Raw genomic sequence first — 19105 nt, 5'->3', positions numbered from 1 at the left:
TCAGTAGGCTCCCGAGCTGCGGACCACCGCGCTGACGGTGCGGAACATGATGGCCACGTCCATGGCGAGCGACCAGTTCTCCACGTAGGTCAGGTCGAGCCGGATCGACTCCTCCCACGACAGGTCGGAGCGGCCGGAGACCTGCCACAGGCCGGTGAGGCCCGGCTTGACCACGAGACGGCGCAGCATGTCGGCCGGGTAACCGGCGACCTCGCGGGCCAGCGGCGGGCGCGGCCCGACGAGCGACATGTCGCCCTTCAGCACGTTCACCAGCTGGGGCAGCTCGTCGAGCGAGAAGCGCCGCAGCCAGGTGCCCACCGGGGTGACCCGGGGGTCGTTGCGCATCTTGAACAGCTCGCCGTCGGTGTCGTTGAGGTTGCGCAGCTCCTGCAGGCGCGCCTCGGCGTTGACCACCATCGTGCGGAACTTGTAGAGCATGAACGGCCGGCCGTCCTTGCCGACCCGCTCCTGCTGGAAGATCGCCGGGCCACGGCCGCCCGGCCCGAACCACACCAGTGACGCCAGGACCAGCAGGATCGGCGAGAGCATGACCAGCAGGAACAGCGCTCCGAGCCGGTCGAAGAGGTTCTTGATGATCCGGGCGCTGCCCTTGAGCCGCGGGTGCTCGACGTGCAGCATCGGCAGGCCGTCGACCGGGCGGATCGTGGTGCGGTCACCGGCCACGTCGACCAGCGTGCTGGCCACGATCAGGTCGATCTCGTCGCGCTCCAGCTGCCAGGCCAGGCGGCGCAGCATCGCGCCGTCGATCTCCGGGCAGGAGAGCACCACGACGGTGTCCGCATCGGAGCGGGTGACCGCCGAGGCGATCCCGTCGAACGTGCCGTACACCGGCGGGAGGCCCGGGGTGAGCCGGGTGCGGGTGATGCCGGGCGGCAGGCACGCGCCGATCACGCCGAGACCGTGATAGTTCTCCCGGCGCAGGCGGCGGGTCATGTCGATGACCGCGCGTTCGTGGCCGACCAGAATGACCCGGTGCAGCCGGTCACCGTGCGCCCACGAACGGTGCAACGTCTGCCGGAACGCGTACCGGGCGAGGAGGTTGACGGAAATGAGGACGGGCACGGCGATGAGCACGTACCCCCGGGCCAAACGGAGGTCGAACGCAAAGGAAACAATGGCCAGTCCGGCCGTGAGCGCCAATCCTGATCGGAATACCCGGGCGTACTCGTCGGTGCCGACGAACAGGTGACGGGGCTCATAGGCCCGGTTCACCGCGAGGCACGCCATCCAGACGACCGGAAACAACAAAGTCAACAATAGGTAGTCACGCATATACGGTTGGCCACCGGCTGAGCCGAACCGCAGGATCAGGCCGGCCGACGCCGCGCCGAGCCCGACCACGAAGTCGATGAGATAGAGGGTCCTCGCGTACCTGCTCTGCCACCCGGCACGGGTCTCACTCGCCCGCGTCCGGGTCCTGAGCTGCAGTGCTGTCTCGCTGAGGTCCAGGGTCGCCACTTGTTCGGTTGTCTGCACGCCTCGCCCCCGTCATCGACCGCGGCTACCCGCGGCCCGCGCCCCCAAGCACGGACCGGTCAAAATCTTCCCGCGGAGGTAACCCACGGGACACACAGGACAGACTGCTGAACCGTACCCCTGTCGCGCTACACCCTTCCGTTCGATCCGATTGTCGGTTCGGAGGATGTGCTGAACAAAAGGTGCAGCGGAACTGCGAACGGTGGTCAGTCGCTTACTACACGGAACTGTCACGCGCAATAGTCCATTGGGGACCATCGATTGTAATCATCCCGACTGAAGCTGTTTGCCGTACGAAACACATGTGTCGTACGACGGCAGGAGCCCGCTCTCCCCGGCCTCGGCCAGGGTCGGTGCGACCGCGTCCTTGCCGGAGAGCAATGGTTCGCCGACCGGCCAGGTGATGTTCAGCTCCGGGTCCAGCGGGTGGATCCCGTGCTCGTGGCCGGGACGGTACGTGGCTGAGCAGAGATAGGCCACCGTGGCCCCCTCGGTCAGCGCGCAGAACCCGTGCCCGAGCCCTTCGGCGAGATAGACCGCGCGGCGGTCGGTGTCGTCGAGGCGGACCGCCTCCCAGGCGCCGAACGTCGGCGACCCGGCGCGGATGTCCACGATCACGTCGAGTACCGCTCCGGACACGCAGGTGACGTACTTGGCCTGACCGGGTGGCACATCCGCGAAGTGGATGCCGCGGACCACCCCCCGCGCCGAGGTGGAGAGGTTGGCCTGGGCCAGGTCCAGCGGGTGGCCGACGGCCTCGGCGAGCGCGTCGAACCGGTACCACTCCAGGAAGGTCCCGCGGGAGTCGCCGTGCTGCGCCGGCGTGACCTCCCAGGCACCCTCGATCGTCAACGGCCTGATCTTCACCGGGCCTCCTCGTCGAGAAGGCGGAGAAGGTACTGCCCGTAGCCGCTCTTCAGCAGCGGCTCGGCCAGGTCACGCAACTGCTCGTCGGAGATGAAGCCGAGCCGCCAGGCGGCCTCCTCCACGCACCCGATCTTCAAACCCTGACGCTCCTCGATCACCCGCACGTACTCGGACGCCTGCACCATCGATTGGAATGTGCCGGTGTCCAGCCACACCGTGCCACGCTCCAGGACGGTCACGTCGAGCCGACCCCGGCGCCGATACTCCTCGTTCACCGCGGTGATCTCCAGTTCGCCGCGCGCGCTGGGCTCCAGCTTGTCGGCGATCTGGACCACATCGGCATCGTAGAAATACAGACCAGGTACGACATAACGGGATTTAGGCTTTTCGGGCTTCTCCTCGATCGACAGCACCCTGCCGTCCCGGTCGAACTCGACCACGCCGTAGCGCTCCGGGTCGGCCACCGGGTACGCGAACACGCGCCCGCCGCCCGGCTCGCCGAACCGCGCGAGCTGCCGGCCCAGGCCGACGCCGTGGAAGATGTTGTCGCCCAGGATCAGCGCGACGGGCTCGTCACCGATGAACTCGGCGCCGATCCGGAAGGCCTGCGCGATGCCGTCCGGTTCGGGCTGAACCGCGTAGGAAAGCGCCAGCCCGAAGCGGCTTCCGTCACCGAGCAGTCGCTGGAAGTGAGGCTGGTCCTCGGGTGTCGTGATCACCAGGATCTCGCGGATCCCGGCCGACACGAGGGTGGTGAGTGGGTAGTACACCATCGGCTTGTCGAAGATCGGCATGAGCTGTTTGGACATGGCCATGGTGATCGGCCAGAGCCTCGAGCCGGTCCCACCGGCCAACAGAATTCCGCGCACCGGGCGACCCTAAAGGTGGGGCGCCAGCATCTACACTCGCCAGTCGTGCAGATTTTAGTGACCGGCGGTGCCGGTTTCATCGGTTCGTCCTACGTCAGGGCCCTCTTGCAGGACGAGTACGCGGGTGCGACCGGTGCCTCGGTGACCGTTCTGGATCTGTTGTCCTATTCGGGGAATCGCGACAACCTGCCGGTGTCGGATCCCCGACTACGATTCGTCCAGGGGGACATTTCCGATTCTGACCTGTTGAACGAACTGCTTCCGGGACATGACGCGGTGGTGCATTTCGCCGCCGAATCCCACGTGGACCGGTCCATTTCCGGTGCTATGCCGTTCGTCACCACCAACGTGCTCGGAACGCAGGCCCTGTTGGACGCTGCCCGGAAAGCCGGAGTTGGCCGATTCGTTCATGTTTCCACCGATGAGGTGTACGGGTCGATCGACGAGGGCTCGTGGACCGAGGAGTGGCCCCTGGCCCCGAACTCGCCCTACGCCGCCTCCAAGGCCGGCTCCGACCTGATGGCCCTCGCCGCCCACCGCACGCACGGCATGGACGTCGTCGTCACCCGGTGCTCCAACAACTACGGCGACCACCAGTTCCCGGAGAAGGTCATCCCGCTGTTCGTGACCAACCTGCTCGACGGCAAGCCGGTCCCGCTCTACGGCGACGGCGGCAACATCCGTGACTGGCTGCACGTCTCCGATCACTGCCGGGGTATCCAGATGGTCCTGGAGAAGGGCCGGGCCGGCGAGGTCTACAACATCGGCGGCGGCACCGAACTGACCAACAGGGAGCTCACCGGCCGCCTCCTCGAGGCGTGCGGCGCGGACTGGGACATGGTGCGCCCGGTCGCCGACCGCAAGGGCCACGACCGCCGCTACTCGCTGGACATCACGAAGATCGGCAACGAGCTCGGGTACGCGCCGCAGATCACCCTCGAACAGGGCCTGGCCTCGACCGTCACCTGGTACCGGGAGAACCGCGCCTGGTGGGAGCCGCTCAAGTCCCGGGCCGGTCTCTGATGCGCTGGCTGATCACCGGGGCCGGCGGGATGCTCGGCCAGGACCTGCGGACAGTCCTGGCCGGCGAGGACGTCGTCGCCCTCACCCGGGCGGACCTGGACATCACGGACCCGGCGGCGACCGCGGCCGCCGTGGCCGGTGCTGATTTCGTGATCAATGCCGCGGCCTGGACGAACGTGGACGGTGCGGAGTCCGACGAGGAGGCCGCCACGGCGGTCAACGGTCACGGCGCCGCCAACCTCGCCCAGGCAGCAGGAAAGCGACTTATCCACATATCTACTGATTATGTGTTCGACGGGCAGGCGAACACGCCCTACCCCGAGGACGCGCCGCAGGCGCCGGTCAACGCGTACGGGCGGAGCAAGGCGGCCGGTGAGCGGGCGGTGCTGAACGCCGGTGGGTATGTGGTGCGGACCGCCTGGCTCTACGGCGAGCACGGGCCGAACTTCGTCAAGACGATGCTGCGACTGGCCGCCGACCGCGAGACCCTGGACGTGGTCGACGACCAGCAGGGCCCGCCCACCTGGTCGTTCGCCCTGGCCCAGCAGGTCGTCGCGCTCGCCGGGGCGGCACTCGACGGCCGGGCCGCGCCGGGCGCCTACCACGGCACGGCGGCGGGGTCGACGACGTGGTTCGGCCTGGCCCGCGCCGCGTTCGCCGAGGCCGGCCTCGACCCCGAGCGGATCCGTCCGACGACCAGTGACAGGTTCGTCCGCCCCGCGAAACGGCCCGCCTACAGCGTGCTCGGACACGACCGCTGGGCCGGTACCGGTGTCGCACCGCTACCGGAGTGGCGTGAAATGCTGGCCGAGGCGATGCCCGCGCTGCTGCGATGAGCTTTCGTGCCCGCCGGCCACGTTCATGCCCGGCGGGCGCGCGTCGGCCCGGACCCACCGGCCAGGCCGCGGTGTAGGCCCATCGCCCCGTAATCGCTTCCAAGACGCGGATCACTCGTACCGAATAAAAGGAGCGCAAGCGACCCGCCATGCGCAACCATGGGCACTGATGATGACCGACCATCCCGAACCGGGGCAGATCGTCCACCGGGACGCTGACGCGGCGGCCCTGGTCCTCGCACACCAGTACGCCGACCTGAACCACTTCATGATGGTGTACAAGTTCGGGCTCGCCGAGATCAACACGAAGATCTCGATCCTGGCCGAGGAGCTCACCCACCGTGGCCGAGGCAACCCGATCGAGCACGTCAGCCCGCGCCTGAAGACCCCGGCGAGCCTCACCGCGAAAGCCCGGCGGCTCGGCTGCCCGCTCACCTACGACGATCTGCGCTCGCGGATCCGGGACATCGCCGGCATCCGGATCGTCTGCAGCTTCACCTCGGACGTCTACACGGTGGCGGACATGCTGACCCGCCAGCCGGACGTCAACCTGGTGGTGAAGAAGGACTACATCGCCAAGCCGAAACCGAACGGCTACCGCAGCCTGCACCTTATCGTGGAGGTTCCGGTCTTCATGTCCGACCGGGTCGTCGCGGTGCCGGTGGAGGTCCAGATCCGGACAGTGGCGATGGACTTCTGGGCCAGCCTCGAACACAAGATCTACTACAAGCACGACCCCGAGGTGCCGGCCGCGCTGCGCGCCGAACTGGCCGAGGCGGCCGAGGACGCGGCCCGCCTCGACCAGCGGATGGAGCGGTTACACCGCGAGATCCACGGGCCGAGGCGGTAAAACCGGTTTCCTGCTAGCCCTCGATGCCGAACACCGGCGGAACGGTCAGCGTCCGCTCCTCCGGCGTGCCACCGAGAACGATCTGCCGCAGCGACGAGTTGTTCGTGGTGCTCAGCTCGCCGAGCTTCTTCTCCGGGTTGGCCAGCGTCTGGATGTAGTAGGTGCCGTTCGGCAGATCGGTGATCTCGAACGACTGACCCGGCCGGTCCTGGCTGTAGGTGTCACCGTTGCCGATGTCGAGCACCTCACGCACCGCCACCACGGTGTCGGCGCCGCAGGAGGTCTCCAGGCTGGTGTTCTCCGGACGCCACTTCGCACCGGTGATCGTGTAGTCCACCGCGTCCGTGTTGGCGAGGCAGAACGCCTCCTTGCCGCTGCGCACGGCCAGCTTCTGGTCCGACGAGAGCAGGTTGTACTGCGCGAAGTCGGTGAAGTGCCAGTGCTTGTGACCCTCGCGGGCGTCCCACTCCATGGTCCCGGCCTGCTTCGAGCCGACCTGGTTGCCCTTGGAGTCGAAGTAGTACTGGTACGCGTCCATCAGAGCGCTGTCCGTGCCGGTGCGACGGAACCCGTCGACCAGCAGCGGCGAGGTGCCCGCGTTCCAGACCGTGGCGCCGAAGTTGACGTACCACTTGTCCTCGTCCTGGGACAGCGAGATGCCCCAGGCCGGCAGCGACTTCAGGTCCGGCTTCGGCCCGCTCGACGGAGCGGCCTTGAGCAGCGAGGTCGGGCGCTTGGCCGGCGCGCGGAACTCCGGCAGGTACGACGACACCTGTCGCGCGGCGTCACCCTGACCGGCGTGCAGTGCGTGCTCGTCGGCCAGCGGCGGCACCGCGGCCGGCTCCTCCTTGGCCTCGGCCTTCATGGCCTTGAGCGCGGCACCCTCACCCTCGACGTTCGCGTCCACGACGGTGATGCCGACGGTCGCGCTGCTCGAACCCGACGGGATGCCGAAGTACTGTTGGTACACCGGGTTCACGCTGGCCGTGGCGGTGTACTTGCCCGGCTTCAGGTCGAACGGCTGCTGCTCGTCGCGCCGGTACTCGGGCTGGTCCGGCACCTGCGCGTTCCAGCCGGCCTGGATGCCCCAGACCGCGCCGAGCGTGAACGGGTTGTACCCGCCGCAACCGGTCGGGTACGGGTTCGTCGCGGGGGCGTCCGGCCGGGTCCGCGCCGACGAGTAGCTGTTGCCGCAGAACGCCGTCGAGTAGTCGGCGACCGTGTTGCCCGCCTCGTCCTTGATGGTGATCTTCGTGAAGTCCTTGAGACCGTTGAAGTCGGCGACCATGCCGGACGGCAGCGCCACCTTCTTCTTCTTGCCGTTCTGCACGACCGTCCGCTCGGCGGTGATCGGCTTGTCGTACCCGGTGCGCTTGGCCCAGATCTCGAGCGGGTCCTTGCCGGCGATCACGTGCAGGCCCAGGTCGAAGTAGAGCCACACCTCGCCGTCGTACTCGTACCGCTCCGCCGTGATCTGCGAGGTCGCGGCCACGAAGTTGAGCGGCGGCGGGCTGGCCGCGGCCTGAGCGACGCCCACACCGGCGGCGGTGAGGACCAGCGCGCCCGTCACGGCACCGGCGGTCAGCCAGCGCGTGCGGCGGCGACGATGGTTCGTCGGGTCAGTCATGACTTCCTTCCCGTCAAGGCGGCCGGCGCTGATCCGGCCGCTGCCGGGCCATCCAAATCGGACACCTATGAAGTTCCTGTGAAATCGACCCCCGTTGGCACGATCTAGGGATAGTCGTCGATCAACGAATTCGGGGTGAAAGAGTCCGCCCGCTGCCGGACATGAGCGAGGGTGGACCCTGTGACTGCGGATGATCGCCTTGCTCCGGATGATCGTCGGCGGCGCTTCGAGACTGCCGCGCCGGCGGTCATCGACGCGGTGCGCCGTTATCTGGCTCGGCGGACGGATGCGGCGACGGCTGATGACGTGCTGTCGGAGACGCTGCTCGTCTGCTGGCGGCGTGTGGACGAGATGCCGGCCGGGGCCGAGGTGCTTTGGGCGTACGCAATCGCTCGTCTCTGTCTTGCCAACGCTGAGCGTGCCCGCCGTCGCCGAGCGCGCCTGCTCGCCCGGATCTGGCAGCTCGACCCACCACCCAGCGTGACCTACGGTCCGAGCCTGCCCGACGAAGATCTCGGGGCGGCGCTCGGCGCCCTGCGTGCGGAGGACGCGGAGGTGCTGCGCCTGTGGGCCTGGGAGGACCTCGCGCCCGGTGAGATCGCGGTGGTTCTCGGCGTGTCGGCGAACGCGGCGCACATCCGGCTGCACCGCGCCAAGCGCAAACTCCGCGATCAGCTGCGAAAGACCGGCGCGGTCTCCGGACATGAGGAGCCGACAGAAGGGAGACGCCCATGACCGACGACGATCAGCGCCCTGACGGCGATCTGCGCGCCCGCTTGCGGAACGCAGACCCGGCGGCGGGGTTGCCACCGGTGTCTCCCGCCCGGATCACGCACCTCTCGGAGCACGCCATGACCGCAACCGCCACTCCCCGCGACACCGCCTCTCCCGGCGACACCGCCACTCCCCGCACCTCGCGCCGGCGCCTCGTCCCGGCTCTCGCTGTCGTGCTCGGGCTCGCTGCGGCGGGCCTCGGCTGGGCGGCGTTTCGCCCGGAAAGATCCGTGGAAGTCGGACCTGTGGTGGCTCAGCCCTCCGCCACGACTCCCACCTCCGCCACGACCTCCGCCTCCGCCGTCGACCTGACAATGCCCGGCGGCGTCCTGGCCAAGTGCGCCGAGCCCAAGCCGGAGCACCTCACCCAGGACACCGACTTCGTCTTCGCCGGCACCGTCAGCGGGATCGACGGCCGCACCGTGACCCTCGCGATCACGCACGTCTACAAGGGCGCACCCGCCGGGCTCGCCCGCGTCGGCCAGGCCGGCGGCTCCTCGGAGACCATGATGGGCAGCGGCAGGTTCGAGACCGGAAAGGATTACCTCGTCGCCTCGTCCGGCGGTGACGTGCTGATCTGTGGCTACAGCGGCGAGGCGGACTCGCCCGGGCTGCGCGAGCTGTACGAGGCGGCGTTCTGAGGCGGGTGTTACCTTCCGGTACGTGACCAAGGCTCTGGTTCTGGGTGGCGGCGGCGTCACCGGTATCGCGTGGGAACTCGGTGTGCTCTGCGGCCTGCTGCGCTCCGGGGTGCCGGTCGCCGACGCCGACGTCGTGATCGGCACGTCGGCGGGATCGGTAGTCGGCACCCTCGTGGCCTCCGGCGGCGACCTGGAGGCGGCGGTGGCGCTCGAGGAGCAGATACCGGCGGAACGGGCGCCCCGGACCTCCGGCGGTGACGGCAGCATGAGCCGTGCGATCACCGCGCTCGCCGTCCTCGCCGACCCGGCCGTTCCCGCCCAGCAGTCCCGGATCCGGGTCGGCGAGTTCGCCCTGGCCGCCACCACGACGGCCGAGGACGCCTACGTCGCCCGGATCGCGTCACTGCTGCCCGGCAGGTCCTGGCCCACCGGCCGCGACCTGCGGATCACCGCCGTCGACACCGCCGACGGCCGGGACGTGGTCTTCGGCGCCTCGTCCGGCGTGCCCGTCGAACTCGCCGTGGCCGCCAGCTGCGCCGTGCCCGGCCTGATGCCACCGATCACCATCGACGGCCGCCGCTACATGGACGGCGGCGTACGCCTGGGCGCCGGCGCCGACCTGGCCGCCGGCGCCGAGCACCTCGTCGTGATCGCCCCGATGGCCGCCCTCGACCGCGACCGCATCCTGGCCGAGATGACCTCCACCGGCGCCGCGCATGCCGTCCTGATCGAGCCCGACGAGGCCTCCCTGGAAGCCTTCGGCCCCAACTTCATGAGCCAGAGCCGCCGCGGCCCCTCCGCCCGAGCCGGCCTCCACCAGGGCCGATCCCTCGCCGAAGCCGTCCGCGCAGTCTGGCTCCCGTAGCCACACACCCTCCCCGCACCCCGCCGACCTCGGGCGTTCAAGTCGCCCGAACGCGGCGGGCGCGCCCAAGATCTTGGTGCTCCCGGCGACCTTGGGAACGTGAGCCGCTCCGAGGCGGCGGGCGCGCCCAAGGTCTGCCGGCGACCGTGCTAGGCCGGCTCGGGGACCGGCTCGTCCGGGTTGACCACCGGCTCGGCGGGCACCGGCTCGACCGGCATCGGCTCGGTGGGTGGTGGCGGCAGCGGGTCCGGGCTGTCCGGCGACAATTCCCCCGGATCGTCAGGAATCGGCGCTCCGGGATCGAGCGGCGGATACTTGTCTGGATCGTCGGGAAGTCTCTGCTCCGGCATGACGTCTCCTCTCGCGGCTCCCCACCTCAGCGGGAATCAGCAGAAACGCCACATACCCGACCGCCGCCCCGCCAAAACGATCACCCACCGGCCGGCGCCCGTGTAGGGCCGGCGCCCGTGCGAGGCCGGCGCCCGTGCGAGGCGGTGCCCGTGTGAGGCGGTGCCCGTGTGAGGCGGTGCCCGTGTGAGGCAGTGGGCGTGGGAGGCGGCGCCCGTGTGAGGCCGGTAGGCGTGGGAGGCGGTGGGCGTGGGAGGCGGTGGGCGTGTGGGGAGCGCGGCTCATGGTTCCGACGTCGTGACCGGCGATGGGCTTCGCGACGGGGACGGCTGGGGCTCCCGCATCGTCCGGAGCGCTGTCGTCAGCGCGAGCGCCGCCGCTGCCGCGAGCACCGCGTAACCCGGGCCGTAGGTTCCCGTCCGCTGATAGGACGCGGCCAGCATCAGGGGTGTCGCGAAGCCGGTCAGGCCGCCCGCCGCGCTGATCAGGCCGGTGATCAGGCCGACCAGCACCGGCGGGGCCGTGCCGCTCACCTGGGCGAGGACCGCCGTGCTGGTCATGCCCATGGTCACCGCCAGGACCGGGAGGACCAGTCCGAGGAGTACCGGGAGTGGGGGCGTCCAGGCCTGCACGACCAGCACGGCCAGGGCCGCGGCATATCCCAGGACCAGCGGGCGGGCCGGGCCGAAGTGGTCGGCGAGCCAGCCTCCGAGGGGGCGGGTCAGGACCGCGAGCAGGACGAAGCCGGCCATCACGTCGCCGGAGCGCGCGGCCGGGAGGTGGTAGGCGTGGTCGAGGTAGACCGGGAGCGCGGTGGAGGAGGCGACGAAAATCGCGAAGCCCACCGCGTACCAGAGAAGGGCTTTTCTGGTGACGGGAAGCCGCATCGCGGCAATCAGGCCGGCCCCGATGCCGGTCGCGGCGCGGGGTGCGTGCGGGGCGTCGCGCATGGTGACGGCGACGAGGAGACCGAGGAGGGCAAGCGTCAGCGCGGTGGCCAGGAAGGGAGCCTTCATTCCGTACGCTTCAGCGAGCCGCACTGCCGTGACGCCCCCGACCGCGCTGCCGCAGAGTCCCAGGCCCAGGATCCCGATCGCCAGGCCGCGCCTCTCCGGGAACCACCCGCTCACGAACGGCACGGCCGCCGCGAACGTGCCACCGGCCACGCCCAGCAGCACCGACGCACCCAGCAGGGCCTGCGCCGACTGCCGCCCGGCATACGCCAGCACCAGCAGAGCGACGATCGTCATTACGATGATCGTCAGGAACGCGGTGCGGGCGCCGAACCGGTCGCTCAGCGCGCCCGCCGGGATGCGGCTGAGGGCACCGACCACGACCGGGAGCGCGACCACCATTGCCTGCATGATCGGAGTCAGGCTTAAGCTGTCGCCCAGCAACGGGGCGAGTGGAGCCAACAGGGACCAGGCCCAGGTGGTCAGCAGGTAACCGGCCAGGGCGAGAGCGAGCATTCTTCGCGGCACAGCACCCATTGACGGGGATGACACGGGGAGACACAAGCAGATGACCGACTCGTTGATCGCCTGCGAGAACCTGGTGCGGATCTATCAAACCGGATCGATCGAGGTCCAGGCGCTGCAGGGCCTCGACCTGACCGTGGACGGCGGCGAGATGGTGGCCGTGGTCGGCGCGTCCGGCTCCGGCAAGTCCACACTGCTCTCGATCCTGGCCGGGATCGACGCGCCCACCGCCGGCCGCGCCCGGGTCGACGGGTCGGACCTGCTGGGGATGTCGCGGACCGACCGGGTGCGCTACCGGCGGCACACCGTCGGGTTCGTCCGGCAGCAGACGGCAAGCAATCTGGTGCCCTATCTGACCGCGCGCCAGGTCGTTGACCTGCCGATGGCGGCGGCCGGCACCCCGGCACGCAAGCGAAGAGCGCGCAGCGGGGAACTGCTCGACGCGCTCGGTGTCGCCGACTGCGCGGACCGGCGCCCGGCGGAGATGTCCGGCGGGCAGCAGCAGCGGGTCGCGATCGCGGTGGCCCTCGCCAATCAGCCGCGGGTGCTGCTGGCCGACGAGCCCACCGGCGAGTTGGACACCACCACGTCGGCGCAGGTGTTCGAGGCGCTGCGGCACGTCAACCGGGAGTTCGGGGTGACCGTCGTGGTGGTGACCCACGACCCGGAGGTGAGCGGCCAGGTGGAGCGGACCGTGGCGATCCGGGACGGCCGGACCAGCAGCGAGGTGCTGCGCCGCACCGCCACAGCGGAGGACGGCGGCACCCACGTGATCGCTGAGGAGTACGCGGTGATGGACCGGGCCGGGCGGGTGCAGATCCCCCGCGAGTACCGGGAGGCGCTCCAGCTGACCCGGCGCGTACGGCTGGCCCTGGAGGCCGACCACGTGACGATGCGGCCGGACGCATGATCCTCAGCGTCCGCGGTGTCAGCCGCAGTTTCGGGGACGTGCACGCCGTCCAGGACGTGACGTTCGACGTCGAGCCGGGCACCATGGTCGCGCTGGTCGGCCGCTCCGGCTCCGGCAAGACCACACTGCTCAACCTGATCGGTGGGCTGGACCGCCCGAGCGCCGGCACGGTCGTCGTGGACGGCGAGGACGTCACCGGCCTCGACGAGGACGGGCTGTCGCGGCTGCGCCGGGAGAAGCTGTCGTACATCTTCCAGACGTTCGGCCTGATCCCGGTGCTCTCCGCCGCCGAGAACATCGGGGCGCCGCTGCGGCTGGCCCGCACGCCGGCCGCGGACCGCGAGCGCCGCGTCAAGCTGCTGCTGGACCTGGTCGGGCTCGGTGACCACGCCGAGCAGCGCCCCGGCGAGCTGTCCGGCGGGCAGCAGCAGCGGGTGGCGATCGCGCGCTCCCTGGCCGCCTCGCCCCGGCTGCTGATCGCCGACGAGCCGACCGGCCAGCTGGACGCGGAGACCGGCCGCTCGGTGATGGCGCTGCTGCGCGGAGTCGTCGAGTCGGAGGGCGTCACCGTTCTGGTCGCGACGCACGACCCGCTGATGATGGCGCTGGCCGACCGGGTGATCCAGATCAGCGACGGGCGGCTCGTGGAGTGCTGACGCTGCTGGGCGGCCGGACCCGGGCGCAGTGGCAGCTCCTCGTGTCGTTGCTGGCCGTGGTCACGGTGGGTGCCACTCTGCTCGGCGTGTGTGCGCTGCTGGTCACGCGTACCGGGGACCGGGCACTGGAGGAGGCGGCGTCCCGGGCGGTTCCGGAGGATGTCGAGGTCACCGCGTACACGGTCACCATCGGTAGACAGAACGCGCGTTCTGTCTACCTGGACACCCGCCAACTGCTGATCGACACGCTCACGCCGTTCGCCGCGTCCACGGCCGGCCGGGCGTCCTCGGTGATGCGGCATCTGCCCGGCTCCGGGACCGCGCGGGCGTACCTCTCCGGCGTCGACGACCTGCCGGAACGGGCGGCCCTGACAGCCGGGCGCTGGCCGCGTGCGGCCGGTGAGAGCGTCGTGCTGGAGTCCACCGCCCGCCAGCTGAACCTGAGACCGGGCCGCCGGGTCCAGCTCGGCGAGGAGGCCGGCCGCGACCCGGCCCCGCCGATCGCCGTGACGGTCGTCGGCGTGGTGCGCCCGCTGGCCGGCGCCGGCTGGGATCGCGACATTCTCGAGGGCGCCGGCTACGACCCGGCCTTCAGCGACGGCGGCGCGATGGAGCCGTACCGCGCGTACGGCCCGTTCCTTCTGCCCCTCGACGAGTTGCTGGTCACGGGCTCCGCGATCACCCGGCTGGAGATCACCGCCCGGCCCGACCTGTCCGACCCGGACGGCGACGACCTGACCGCGGTGACCCGGTCCGTGGGTGACGCGGACGCCCGGCTGGCCCGGATCCTCGGCGACCGGATCGAGATCGAACGTGTCGCGTCCCGGTGGCCGGCCACCATGGTCGCGGCCCGCGATCAGCAGCAGGTCACCAACGGGGCGGTGCTGGCGATCGCCGTACTCGGCCTGGTCCTGACCGGCACCGCGCTGGCCCTGGCCGGCCGGCTCACCGCCGAGGTGCGGGCGGGCGAGACCGCGCTGCTCTCCGCGATGGGTACCAGCACGGCACGGTTCGCGCTGGTCGCGACGGCCGAGGCGGGTGCCCTGGCGCTGGTGGCGTCGGCGATCGCGATACCCGGGTCGGCGATGCTGCACTCCGCACTCACCCGGCTGCAACCGCTGGCCGGCGCCGGCCTCGCCGCACCGCCCGCACCCACCGCCACCCAGGTTGTCACGGTCCTGGCCGGCGCGGCCGCCCTGGCCGTCCTGCTGGTGGTCCGCGCGATCCGCCCGGCGACACCGGCCGGCGACCGTACCCGCCGTGACCTGCTGGCCCGCTCCGGCGCCGACCTGCTCCTGGTGGCGCTGGCGGTGGGCGGCTGGTGGCAGCTGCGCTCCCAACCCGGCGGCTCGGACCCGCGCGTGGACACCGTCCGCGTCCTCGCACCGGCCCTGCTGCTCACCGCCGGAGCCGCCCTGGCGCTGCGCCTGGTCCCACCGGCCCTCGCCGCCGCCGACCGCCTGGCCCGCCGGGCCGGTGGCCTGTCGCTGCCCCTCGCGATCGCCGAGGCGGCCCGCCGCCCACAGGCCACCGCCGCCGGGTTGCTGATCACGCTGGCCTGCGCGGCCGCGACGTTCGGCGTGGCGTTCGACGCCACGTGGACCCGTTCCCAGCACGACCAGGCGGATCTCGCCGTGGGCACCGACCTGGCACTGACCCTGGCCACCGCTCCGACCGCCGGTCAGGGCGAGGCGGTACGCGAGTCCACCGGCGGAACGGTGAGCCCGGTCGCCGACCGCGGCATGTCGGTCGGCCAGTGGCTGGGCGGCAACGGCGAACCACCCCGCATGGTGGCCATCGACACCGCTCGCGCCGGCCAGGTGCTCCGGGGCAGGCTGGACAGCGGCCGCGACTGGGCGTCGGTGGGTGCGGCACTCGCAGCGCCCGCGGGTGCGCCGGGCATCGAGGTGGCCGCCGGGGCCGATTTCGTCTTCCGGGGTACGGCGAGCGCCGACCTCATGGCGACACCCCGCTTCCTGATCGAGGACTCGACGGGTCTGCGCGCCGCGTGTTCGAGTACGCCGCTGCCGCTGGACGGCCGCGCGCACCGGATTTCGGGATGCGCTCCGATGGCCGGACTGCGCATGGTCGGCGTCACGATGCCGATCAGCGGAAACGCGATCAGCTGGGACGCGTTCGGCTCGAGCGCGGTGAGCGCCACCGTGACCGTTCCCGGCACCGCGCCCGCCCAGCCGTGGACCGCCGGCTCCGCCCCGCCGGAGCCCGAGCAGCTGCTGGAACCGACCGTCGAGCTCACCCCCGACGGCGCCGCCACCAGCATGCGGCTGACCGCGACTGTTCAGCTCGGCGGCCCGCAGGAGGCGTCCGCCCGCGAGCTGGTCGCCACCGCGTTCACCGACCCGGGCCCGGTGCCGGTGGTGATCTCCGAGCGTTTCGCCAGTGAGGTCAGTGCGGCACCCGGCGACAACCTGAACGTCTCCGTGGACACCACGTCCATCCCCGTCGTCGTCAAGGGCGTCGTCCCGGCCGTCCCGTCGGCCCCCGGCGTCGCCGCCGTCCTGGCCGACATCGACACGCTCTCCCGGGCGCTGATCATGCGCGGCGAACTCGACTACCCGATCGACGCCTGGTGGGTCGGCAACCCCGCCGGCGACGGCGCCGACCTGCACCTGGGCCCGGTCGCCACCCGCACCGGCGAGATCACCCGGCTGAGCTCCGGCCCGGTCCCGTCGGTACTCCCCGCGGCGCTGCGCCTGCTGGTGCCGGCGGCCCTGGCCCTCCTGCTGGCCGGAATCCTCCTGCACGTGACCTGCGACCTGCGCGCCCGCGCCGTCGAGGTGGCCCGGCTGCGCGGCCTGGGCATGACACGCCGCGAGGTACGCCGAACTCTCCTGGGCCAGCACGCCGTCCTCCTGCTCCCGATGGTCCTGGCCGGCGCTCTCGTGGGCGCCCTCGGCACCCGCCTGGTGGCACCGTTCCTGATCCGCTCGGCCACCGGCGCGGCCCCGGTGCCGGACGTGGTCCCGGTCTGGCCCTGGCTCACCGAGACCGGCCTTGTCCTCCTGCTCCTGGCCGTCTGCAGCCTGTCCGTGAGCCTGGTCGTCGTCGTCCAGGCGAGCCGGGCCGACGCCGCACACCTGCGAGTGACCTCATGACCCGACCGCACTGGCCCAGCATCGTGGGGCGCGCCCGTGCCGACGCCGGTTCCCTGGCGCTGTGCGCGGCCGTCGTGGCCCTGGTCGGCGTCCTCGCCGCCGCGGTGCCCGGCCTGCTCCGCAGCACCGCCGACCAGGCCGTCCGGGAGGCCGTCCGCGTCGCCGGCAGCAGCGCCGACGTCACCGTGTCGGCCGCCTGGGAGCCGGACTGGACGCAGACCGGCCGGCGCCGCAACCCGGCACTCGCCGAGGACCTGCGCGGGTTCCGGGACCGCTCCCTGGAGGATCTCGGCGGCGGGCTGGACGCCGTCCTGCGCAACCCGCTCATCACCGCGACCAGCCCGATCCTCAGCGTCACCGACGGGGACGCGCCGCGCACGTTCCGGTACGCGTACCTCGACGCCGCCGGCGGCCCCGCGGTCACCTGGGTCGAGGGCGAGGCGCCCGGCGCGGTCGTGCCCGACGAGCGGGTGGAGGCACCGTACGAGGGCCCGCCCTGGCTGGTCGAGGTGGGCCTCTCCGAGACGGTCGCCGCGGGCCTCGGTGCCGCGCCCGGCGACCGCATCCGCCTCAAGGACGAGCTGAAGAACCCCAAGCTGGTACGGGTCAGCGGCATCTTCCGCCCCGACGACCCGGCCGACCCGGCGTGGCGGCTCACCCCGTGGATCCTGCAGCCGCTCGGCGACGCGGACGGCAGAGGGGTCAACCGGTTCGGCGGCCTGCTCTCCGCCGAGTCGCTGCCGGACGCCCGTCTCGCCTTCGACGACGACACGTTCCGGCGCTCGGTCGTCCTCTCCCCCGACCCGGAGACACTGACCTGGGACGCCGCCCGCTCCATCGCGTCGAAGGCGGTCGCGCTGAAGGCGGAGTCGGCGACCTCCGGCAGCGAGGACTCGACGCCGGCGTGGAACACCCAGCTGGACTCGGTGCTGCGGCAGGTCGCGTACCAGATCGAGGCCGCCTCCGCCCAGGCCTCGGTCCTGCTCACCGCCCTGCTGGCCGGAGCCGTGCTGGTCCTGCTGCTCGCCGCCGACCTGCTGGTCCGGCGCCGCACCCCCGCCCTGGCCGTGGCCCGCCAGCGCGGCGCCGGCCTCGCCGCCATCGGCGCCGAACTGCTGCTCGAGGCGACAGCTGTGGCGTTCGCCGGTGCCCTGATCGGCGTATCGCTCGCCGCCCTTCTCACCGGCACCGTCTCCTGGCAGTGGGTCCTGCCGGTCGCGCTCACCGCCGCCCTGGCCGGCCCGGTCTTCGGCGTCCTGGCCGCCGCCCGCGCCACCCGGGACCGCCGTGTCCCCGCCAACCGCGCCGCCCGCCGCTGGACCCGGCACACCGCGCTGCTGCGCCGCGCCGCCGCCGAGATCGCGGTGGTGGCGGCCGCGGCCGCCGCCTTCGTCGCCCTGCACCAGCGCGGCGTACTGCCGCCGGACGCGGCCTCCCCGGACAGCGCCGCCGGCCTGCCGGTCAGCGCACCCACGCTGGGCGCGCTGGTCGCGGCCCTGATCCTGCTGCGCCTGCTTCCCATCGGCACGGCCATGGCACTCCGCGCCGCCCTGCGCTCCACCCGCCCCCTGGCCGTCTTCGGCGCCGCCCGCGCCGCTGCCACCTCCCGCCGCGCCCTCCCGGTCCTGGCCCTGATCAGCTGCGCCACCCTGGCCTGCTTCGCCCTCACCGTGCAGAGCACCGTGTCCGCCGGGCTGGCCGACGGCGCCTGGCGCTCCACCGGCGGCGAAGCACGCCTCGACGGCCGGCCCGACGCCGATCAGTCCTTCACCGAGATCGCCGGCCGCCTGGCTGATCAGCCGGGTGTCCGCCACGCCGTGGCCGGGCTGGTCTCCGACACCGAACGTTTCGCCACCGACGAGGACACCGTCGCCCCCGTCCTGATCGCCGTGGACACCGCAGCCTTCGCCCGCCTGCTCGCCGACACCCCGCTCCCCGCCGAACCCGCCCTGACCCGGCTGACCGGCCCCGGCCCGGTCCCCGCCCTGGTCCTCTCCAGCAACGGCGGCCTGCGTCCCGGAGTCGCCTTCGACCTGCTCCGCGAGACCGGCGATCCGATACCCCTGATCGCCGTGGGCACCGCACCACCGGTCGGCGGCTCCCCCGACGTCGTCCTCGTCGACGCCGCGACGCTGGCCACCGCCGGCCTGCCCACCACACCCAACACGGTGTGGCTGACCGGACCCGGCGCCGCACCGGCCGCCACCGCCGCCGACGTACCCGCCACCGTGGTCCTCCGCTCCGCCGTCCTGGCCGACCGCCGCGACTCCCCGCTCGTGGCCGGCCTGCTGAACCTGGCCACCGCGACCGCCGCCGTCCTGCTCGCCCTCGGCCTCCTCGCCCTGGCCCTGGGGGCCGCCGCGGGCGCACCCGGCCGCTGGCTCACGCTGACCCGCCTGCGCACCCTGGGCCTGCGCCCGGGGGAGGCCCGCCGCGTGGCCGCGGGTGAGGTCGTCCCGGCCACCGCGATCGCCGCCGTGGCGGGACCGCTGCTGGGCGTCCTGCTGGCGCACCTGACCCTGGGCCCGCTCGTCCTGAACCGTCTCACCTTCCAGGTCGGCGCACCGGCCACCGCCCCGCCGTGGCTGCTGCTGGCCGCGGTGGCGGTGTTGTTCCTGGCCGCGGTGGCGGTGATCGTCCCGGTGGAGTCAGCTCTGCGCCGCCACCGCCGCCTGGCCGAAACTCTCCGCGTCGGCGGGTAAGAATCCGTGGCCGGAGCTCATTACCTCGTGACGAGACGGTTCGGCG

Annotated in this window: 16 protein-coding genes; 10 read left to right on the top strand and 6 right to left on the bottom strand. The window is 71.8% G+C overall.

Going from position 1 to position 19105, the window contains the following annotated elements; translation table 11 throughout:
* The 3 genes from AB0M02_RS23930 to rfbA form a co-directional block, all read right to left on the bottom strand.
* Window positions 1-1479, bottom strand: a complete 1479-nt coding sequence (locus AB0M02_RS23930; protein WP_364230121.1) for a sugar transferase — start codon at window positions 1477-1479, stop codon at window positions 1-3.
* A gap of 285 nt (window positions 1480-1764) precedes the next feature.
* Window positions 1765-2364, bottom strand: coding sequence for a dTDP-4-dehydrorhamnose 3,5-epimerase (gene rfbC / locus AB0M02_RS23925; RefSeq protein ID WP_364230120.1), 600 nt, complete (start codon window positions 2362-2364; stop codon window positions 1765-1767).
* Window positions 2361-3233: a glucose-1-phosphate thymidylyltransferase RfbA gene (gene rfbA / locus AB0M02_RS23920; RefSeq protein WP_364230118.1), complete on the bottom strand. Its 873-nt coding sequence runs from the start codon at window positions 3231-3233 to the stop codon at window positions 2361-2363. Before rfbA ends, rfbC begins: the two co-directional genes overlap by 4 nt.
* A 45-nt stretch (window positions 3234-3278) precedes the next feature.
* Between rfbA and rfbB the strand changes: the two genes are divergently transcribed.
* From rfbB to AB0M02_RS23905, 3 genes are all read left to right on the top strand, one after another.
* The gene (gene rfbB, locus AB0M02_RS23915) at window positions 3279-4256 is read left to right on the top strand and encodes a dTDP-glucose 4,6-dehydratase (RefSeq protein WP_364230116.1); all 978 of its coding nucleotides are present in this window, start codon (window positions 3279-3281) and stop codon (window positions 4254-4256) included.
* Window positions 4256-5092: a dTDP-4-dehydrorhamnose reductase gene (gene rfbD / locus AB0M02_RS23910; protein WP_364230114.1), complete on the top strand. Its 837-nt coding sequence runs from the start codon at window positions 4256-4258 to the stop codon at window positions 5090-5092. Before rfbB ends, rfbD begins: the two co-directional genes overlap by 1 nt.
* A 169-nt stretch (window positions 5093-5261) precedes the next feature.
* Window positions 5262-5942 (top strand): GTP pyrophosphokinase family protein, encoded by a 681-nt coding sequence (locus AB0M02_RS23905; RefSeq protein ID WP_364230112.1) that lies wholly within the window; start codon window positions 5262-5264, stop codon window positions 5940-5942.
* Between the two features lie 13 nt (window positions 5943-5955).
* On the opposite strand, the gene AB0M02_RS23900 is transcribed toward AB0M02_RS23905, so the two are convergent.
* Complete coding sequence (locus AB0M02_RS23900) at window positions 5956-7569, bottom strand: lysyl oxidase family protein (RefSeq protein WP_364230110.1); 1614 nt, start codon at window positions 7567-7569, stop codon at window positions 5956-5958.
* A 180-nt stretch (window positions 7570-7749) separates the two neighbouring features.
* Between AB0M02_RS23900 and AB0M02_RS23895 the strand changes: the two genes are divergently transcribed.
* Genes AB0M02_RS23895 through AB0M02_RS23885 form a run of 3 tightly spaced genes read left to right on the top strand, consistent with a single transcriptional unit; the run spans window position 7750 to window position 9849 of the window.
* The gene (locus AB0M02_RS23895; protein WP_364230108.1) at window positions 7750-8304 is read left to right on the top strand and encodes an RNA polymerase sigma factor; all 555 of its coding nucleotides are present in this window, start codon (window positions 7750-7752) and stop codon (window positions 8302-8304) included.
* The gene (locus tag AB0M02_RS23890) at window positions 8301-8984 is read left to right on the top strand and encodes a hypothetical protein (protein WP_364230107.1); all 684 of its coding nucleotides are present in this window, start codon (window positions 8301-8303) and stop codon (window positions 8982-8984) included. Before AB0M02_RS23895 ends, AB0M02_RS23890 begins: the two co-directional genes overlap by 4 nt.
* A gap of 22 nt (window positions 8985-9006) precedes the next feature.
* A complete protein-coding gene (locus AB0M02_RS23885; RefSeq protein ID WP_364230105.1) occupies window positions 9007-9849 on the top strand; it encodes a patatin-like phospholipase family protein in 843 nt (280 codons plus the stop codon).
* A 149-nt stretch (window positions 9850-9998) separates the two neighbouring features.
* On the opposite strand, the gene AB0M02_RS23880 is transcribed toward AB0M02_RS23885, so the two are convergent.
* Window positions 9999-10199 (bottom strand): hypothetical protein, encoded by a 201-nt coding sequence (locus AB0M02_RS23880; protein ID WP_364230103.1) that lies wholly within the window; start codon window positions 10197-10199, stop codon window positions 9999-10001.
* 279 nt (window positions 10200-10478) lie between these two features.
* A complete protein-coding gene (locus AB0M02_RS23875) occupies window positions 10479-11666 on the bottom strand; it encodes an MFS transporter (RefSeq protein ID WP_364230102.1) in 1188 nt (395 codons plus the stop codon).
* 52 nt (window positions 11667-11718) lie between these two features.
* On the opposite strand from AB0M02_RS23875, the gene AB0M02_RS23870 reads away from it, so the two are divergent.
* Genes AB0M02_RS23870 through AB0M02_RS23855 form a run of 4 tightly spaced genes read left to right on the top strand, consistent with a single transcriptional unit; the run spans window position 11719 to window position 19059 of the window.
* Window positions 11719-12585, top strand: a complete 867-nt coding sequence (locus AB0M02_RS23870) for an ABC transporter ATP-binding protein (RefSeq protein ID WP_364230100.1) — start codon at window positions 11719-11721, stop codon at window positions 12583-12585.
* On the top strand, window positions 12582-13241 hold the full coding sequence (locus AB0M02_RS23865) for an ABC transporter ATP-binding protein (RefSeq protein ID WP_364230099.1): 660 nt from the start codon (window positions 12582-12584) through the stop codon (window positions 13239-13241). The genes AB0M02_RS23870 and AB0M02_RS23865 overlap by 4 nt, the downstream gene beginning before the upstream one ends.
* Window positions 13235-16357, top strand: coding sequence for an FtsX-like permease family protein (locus AB0M02_RS23860; RefSeq protein WP_364230097.1), 3123 nt, complete (start codon window positions 13235-13237; stop codon window positions 16355-16357). The genes AB0M02_RS23865 and AB0M02_RS23860 overlap by 7 nt, the downstream gene beginning before the upstream one ends.
* Complete coding sequence (locus AB0M02_RS23855) at window positions 16354-19059, top strand: ABC transporter permease (protein WP_364230095.1); 2706 nt, start codon at window positions 16354-16356, stop codon at window positions 19057-19059. Before AB0M02_RS23860 ends, AB0M02_RS23855 begins: the two co-directional genes overlap by 4 nt.
* The last annotated feature ends 46 nt before the right edge of the window (window positions 19060-19105 follow it).

Origin of the sequence: Actinoplanes sp. NPDC051861, from assembly GCF_040681145.1 — a bacterium.
GTDB lineage: Bacteria > Actinomycetota > Actinomycetes > Mycobacteriales > Micromonosporaceae > Actinoplanes.
Note: the sequence above shows the minus strand (reverse complement) of the source record. Positions and strands in the feature narration are given on the sequence as shown.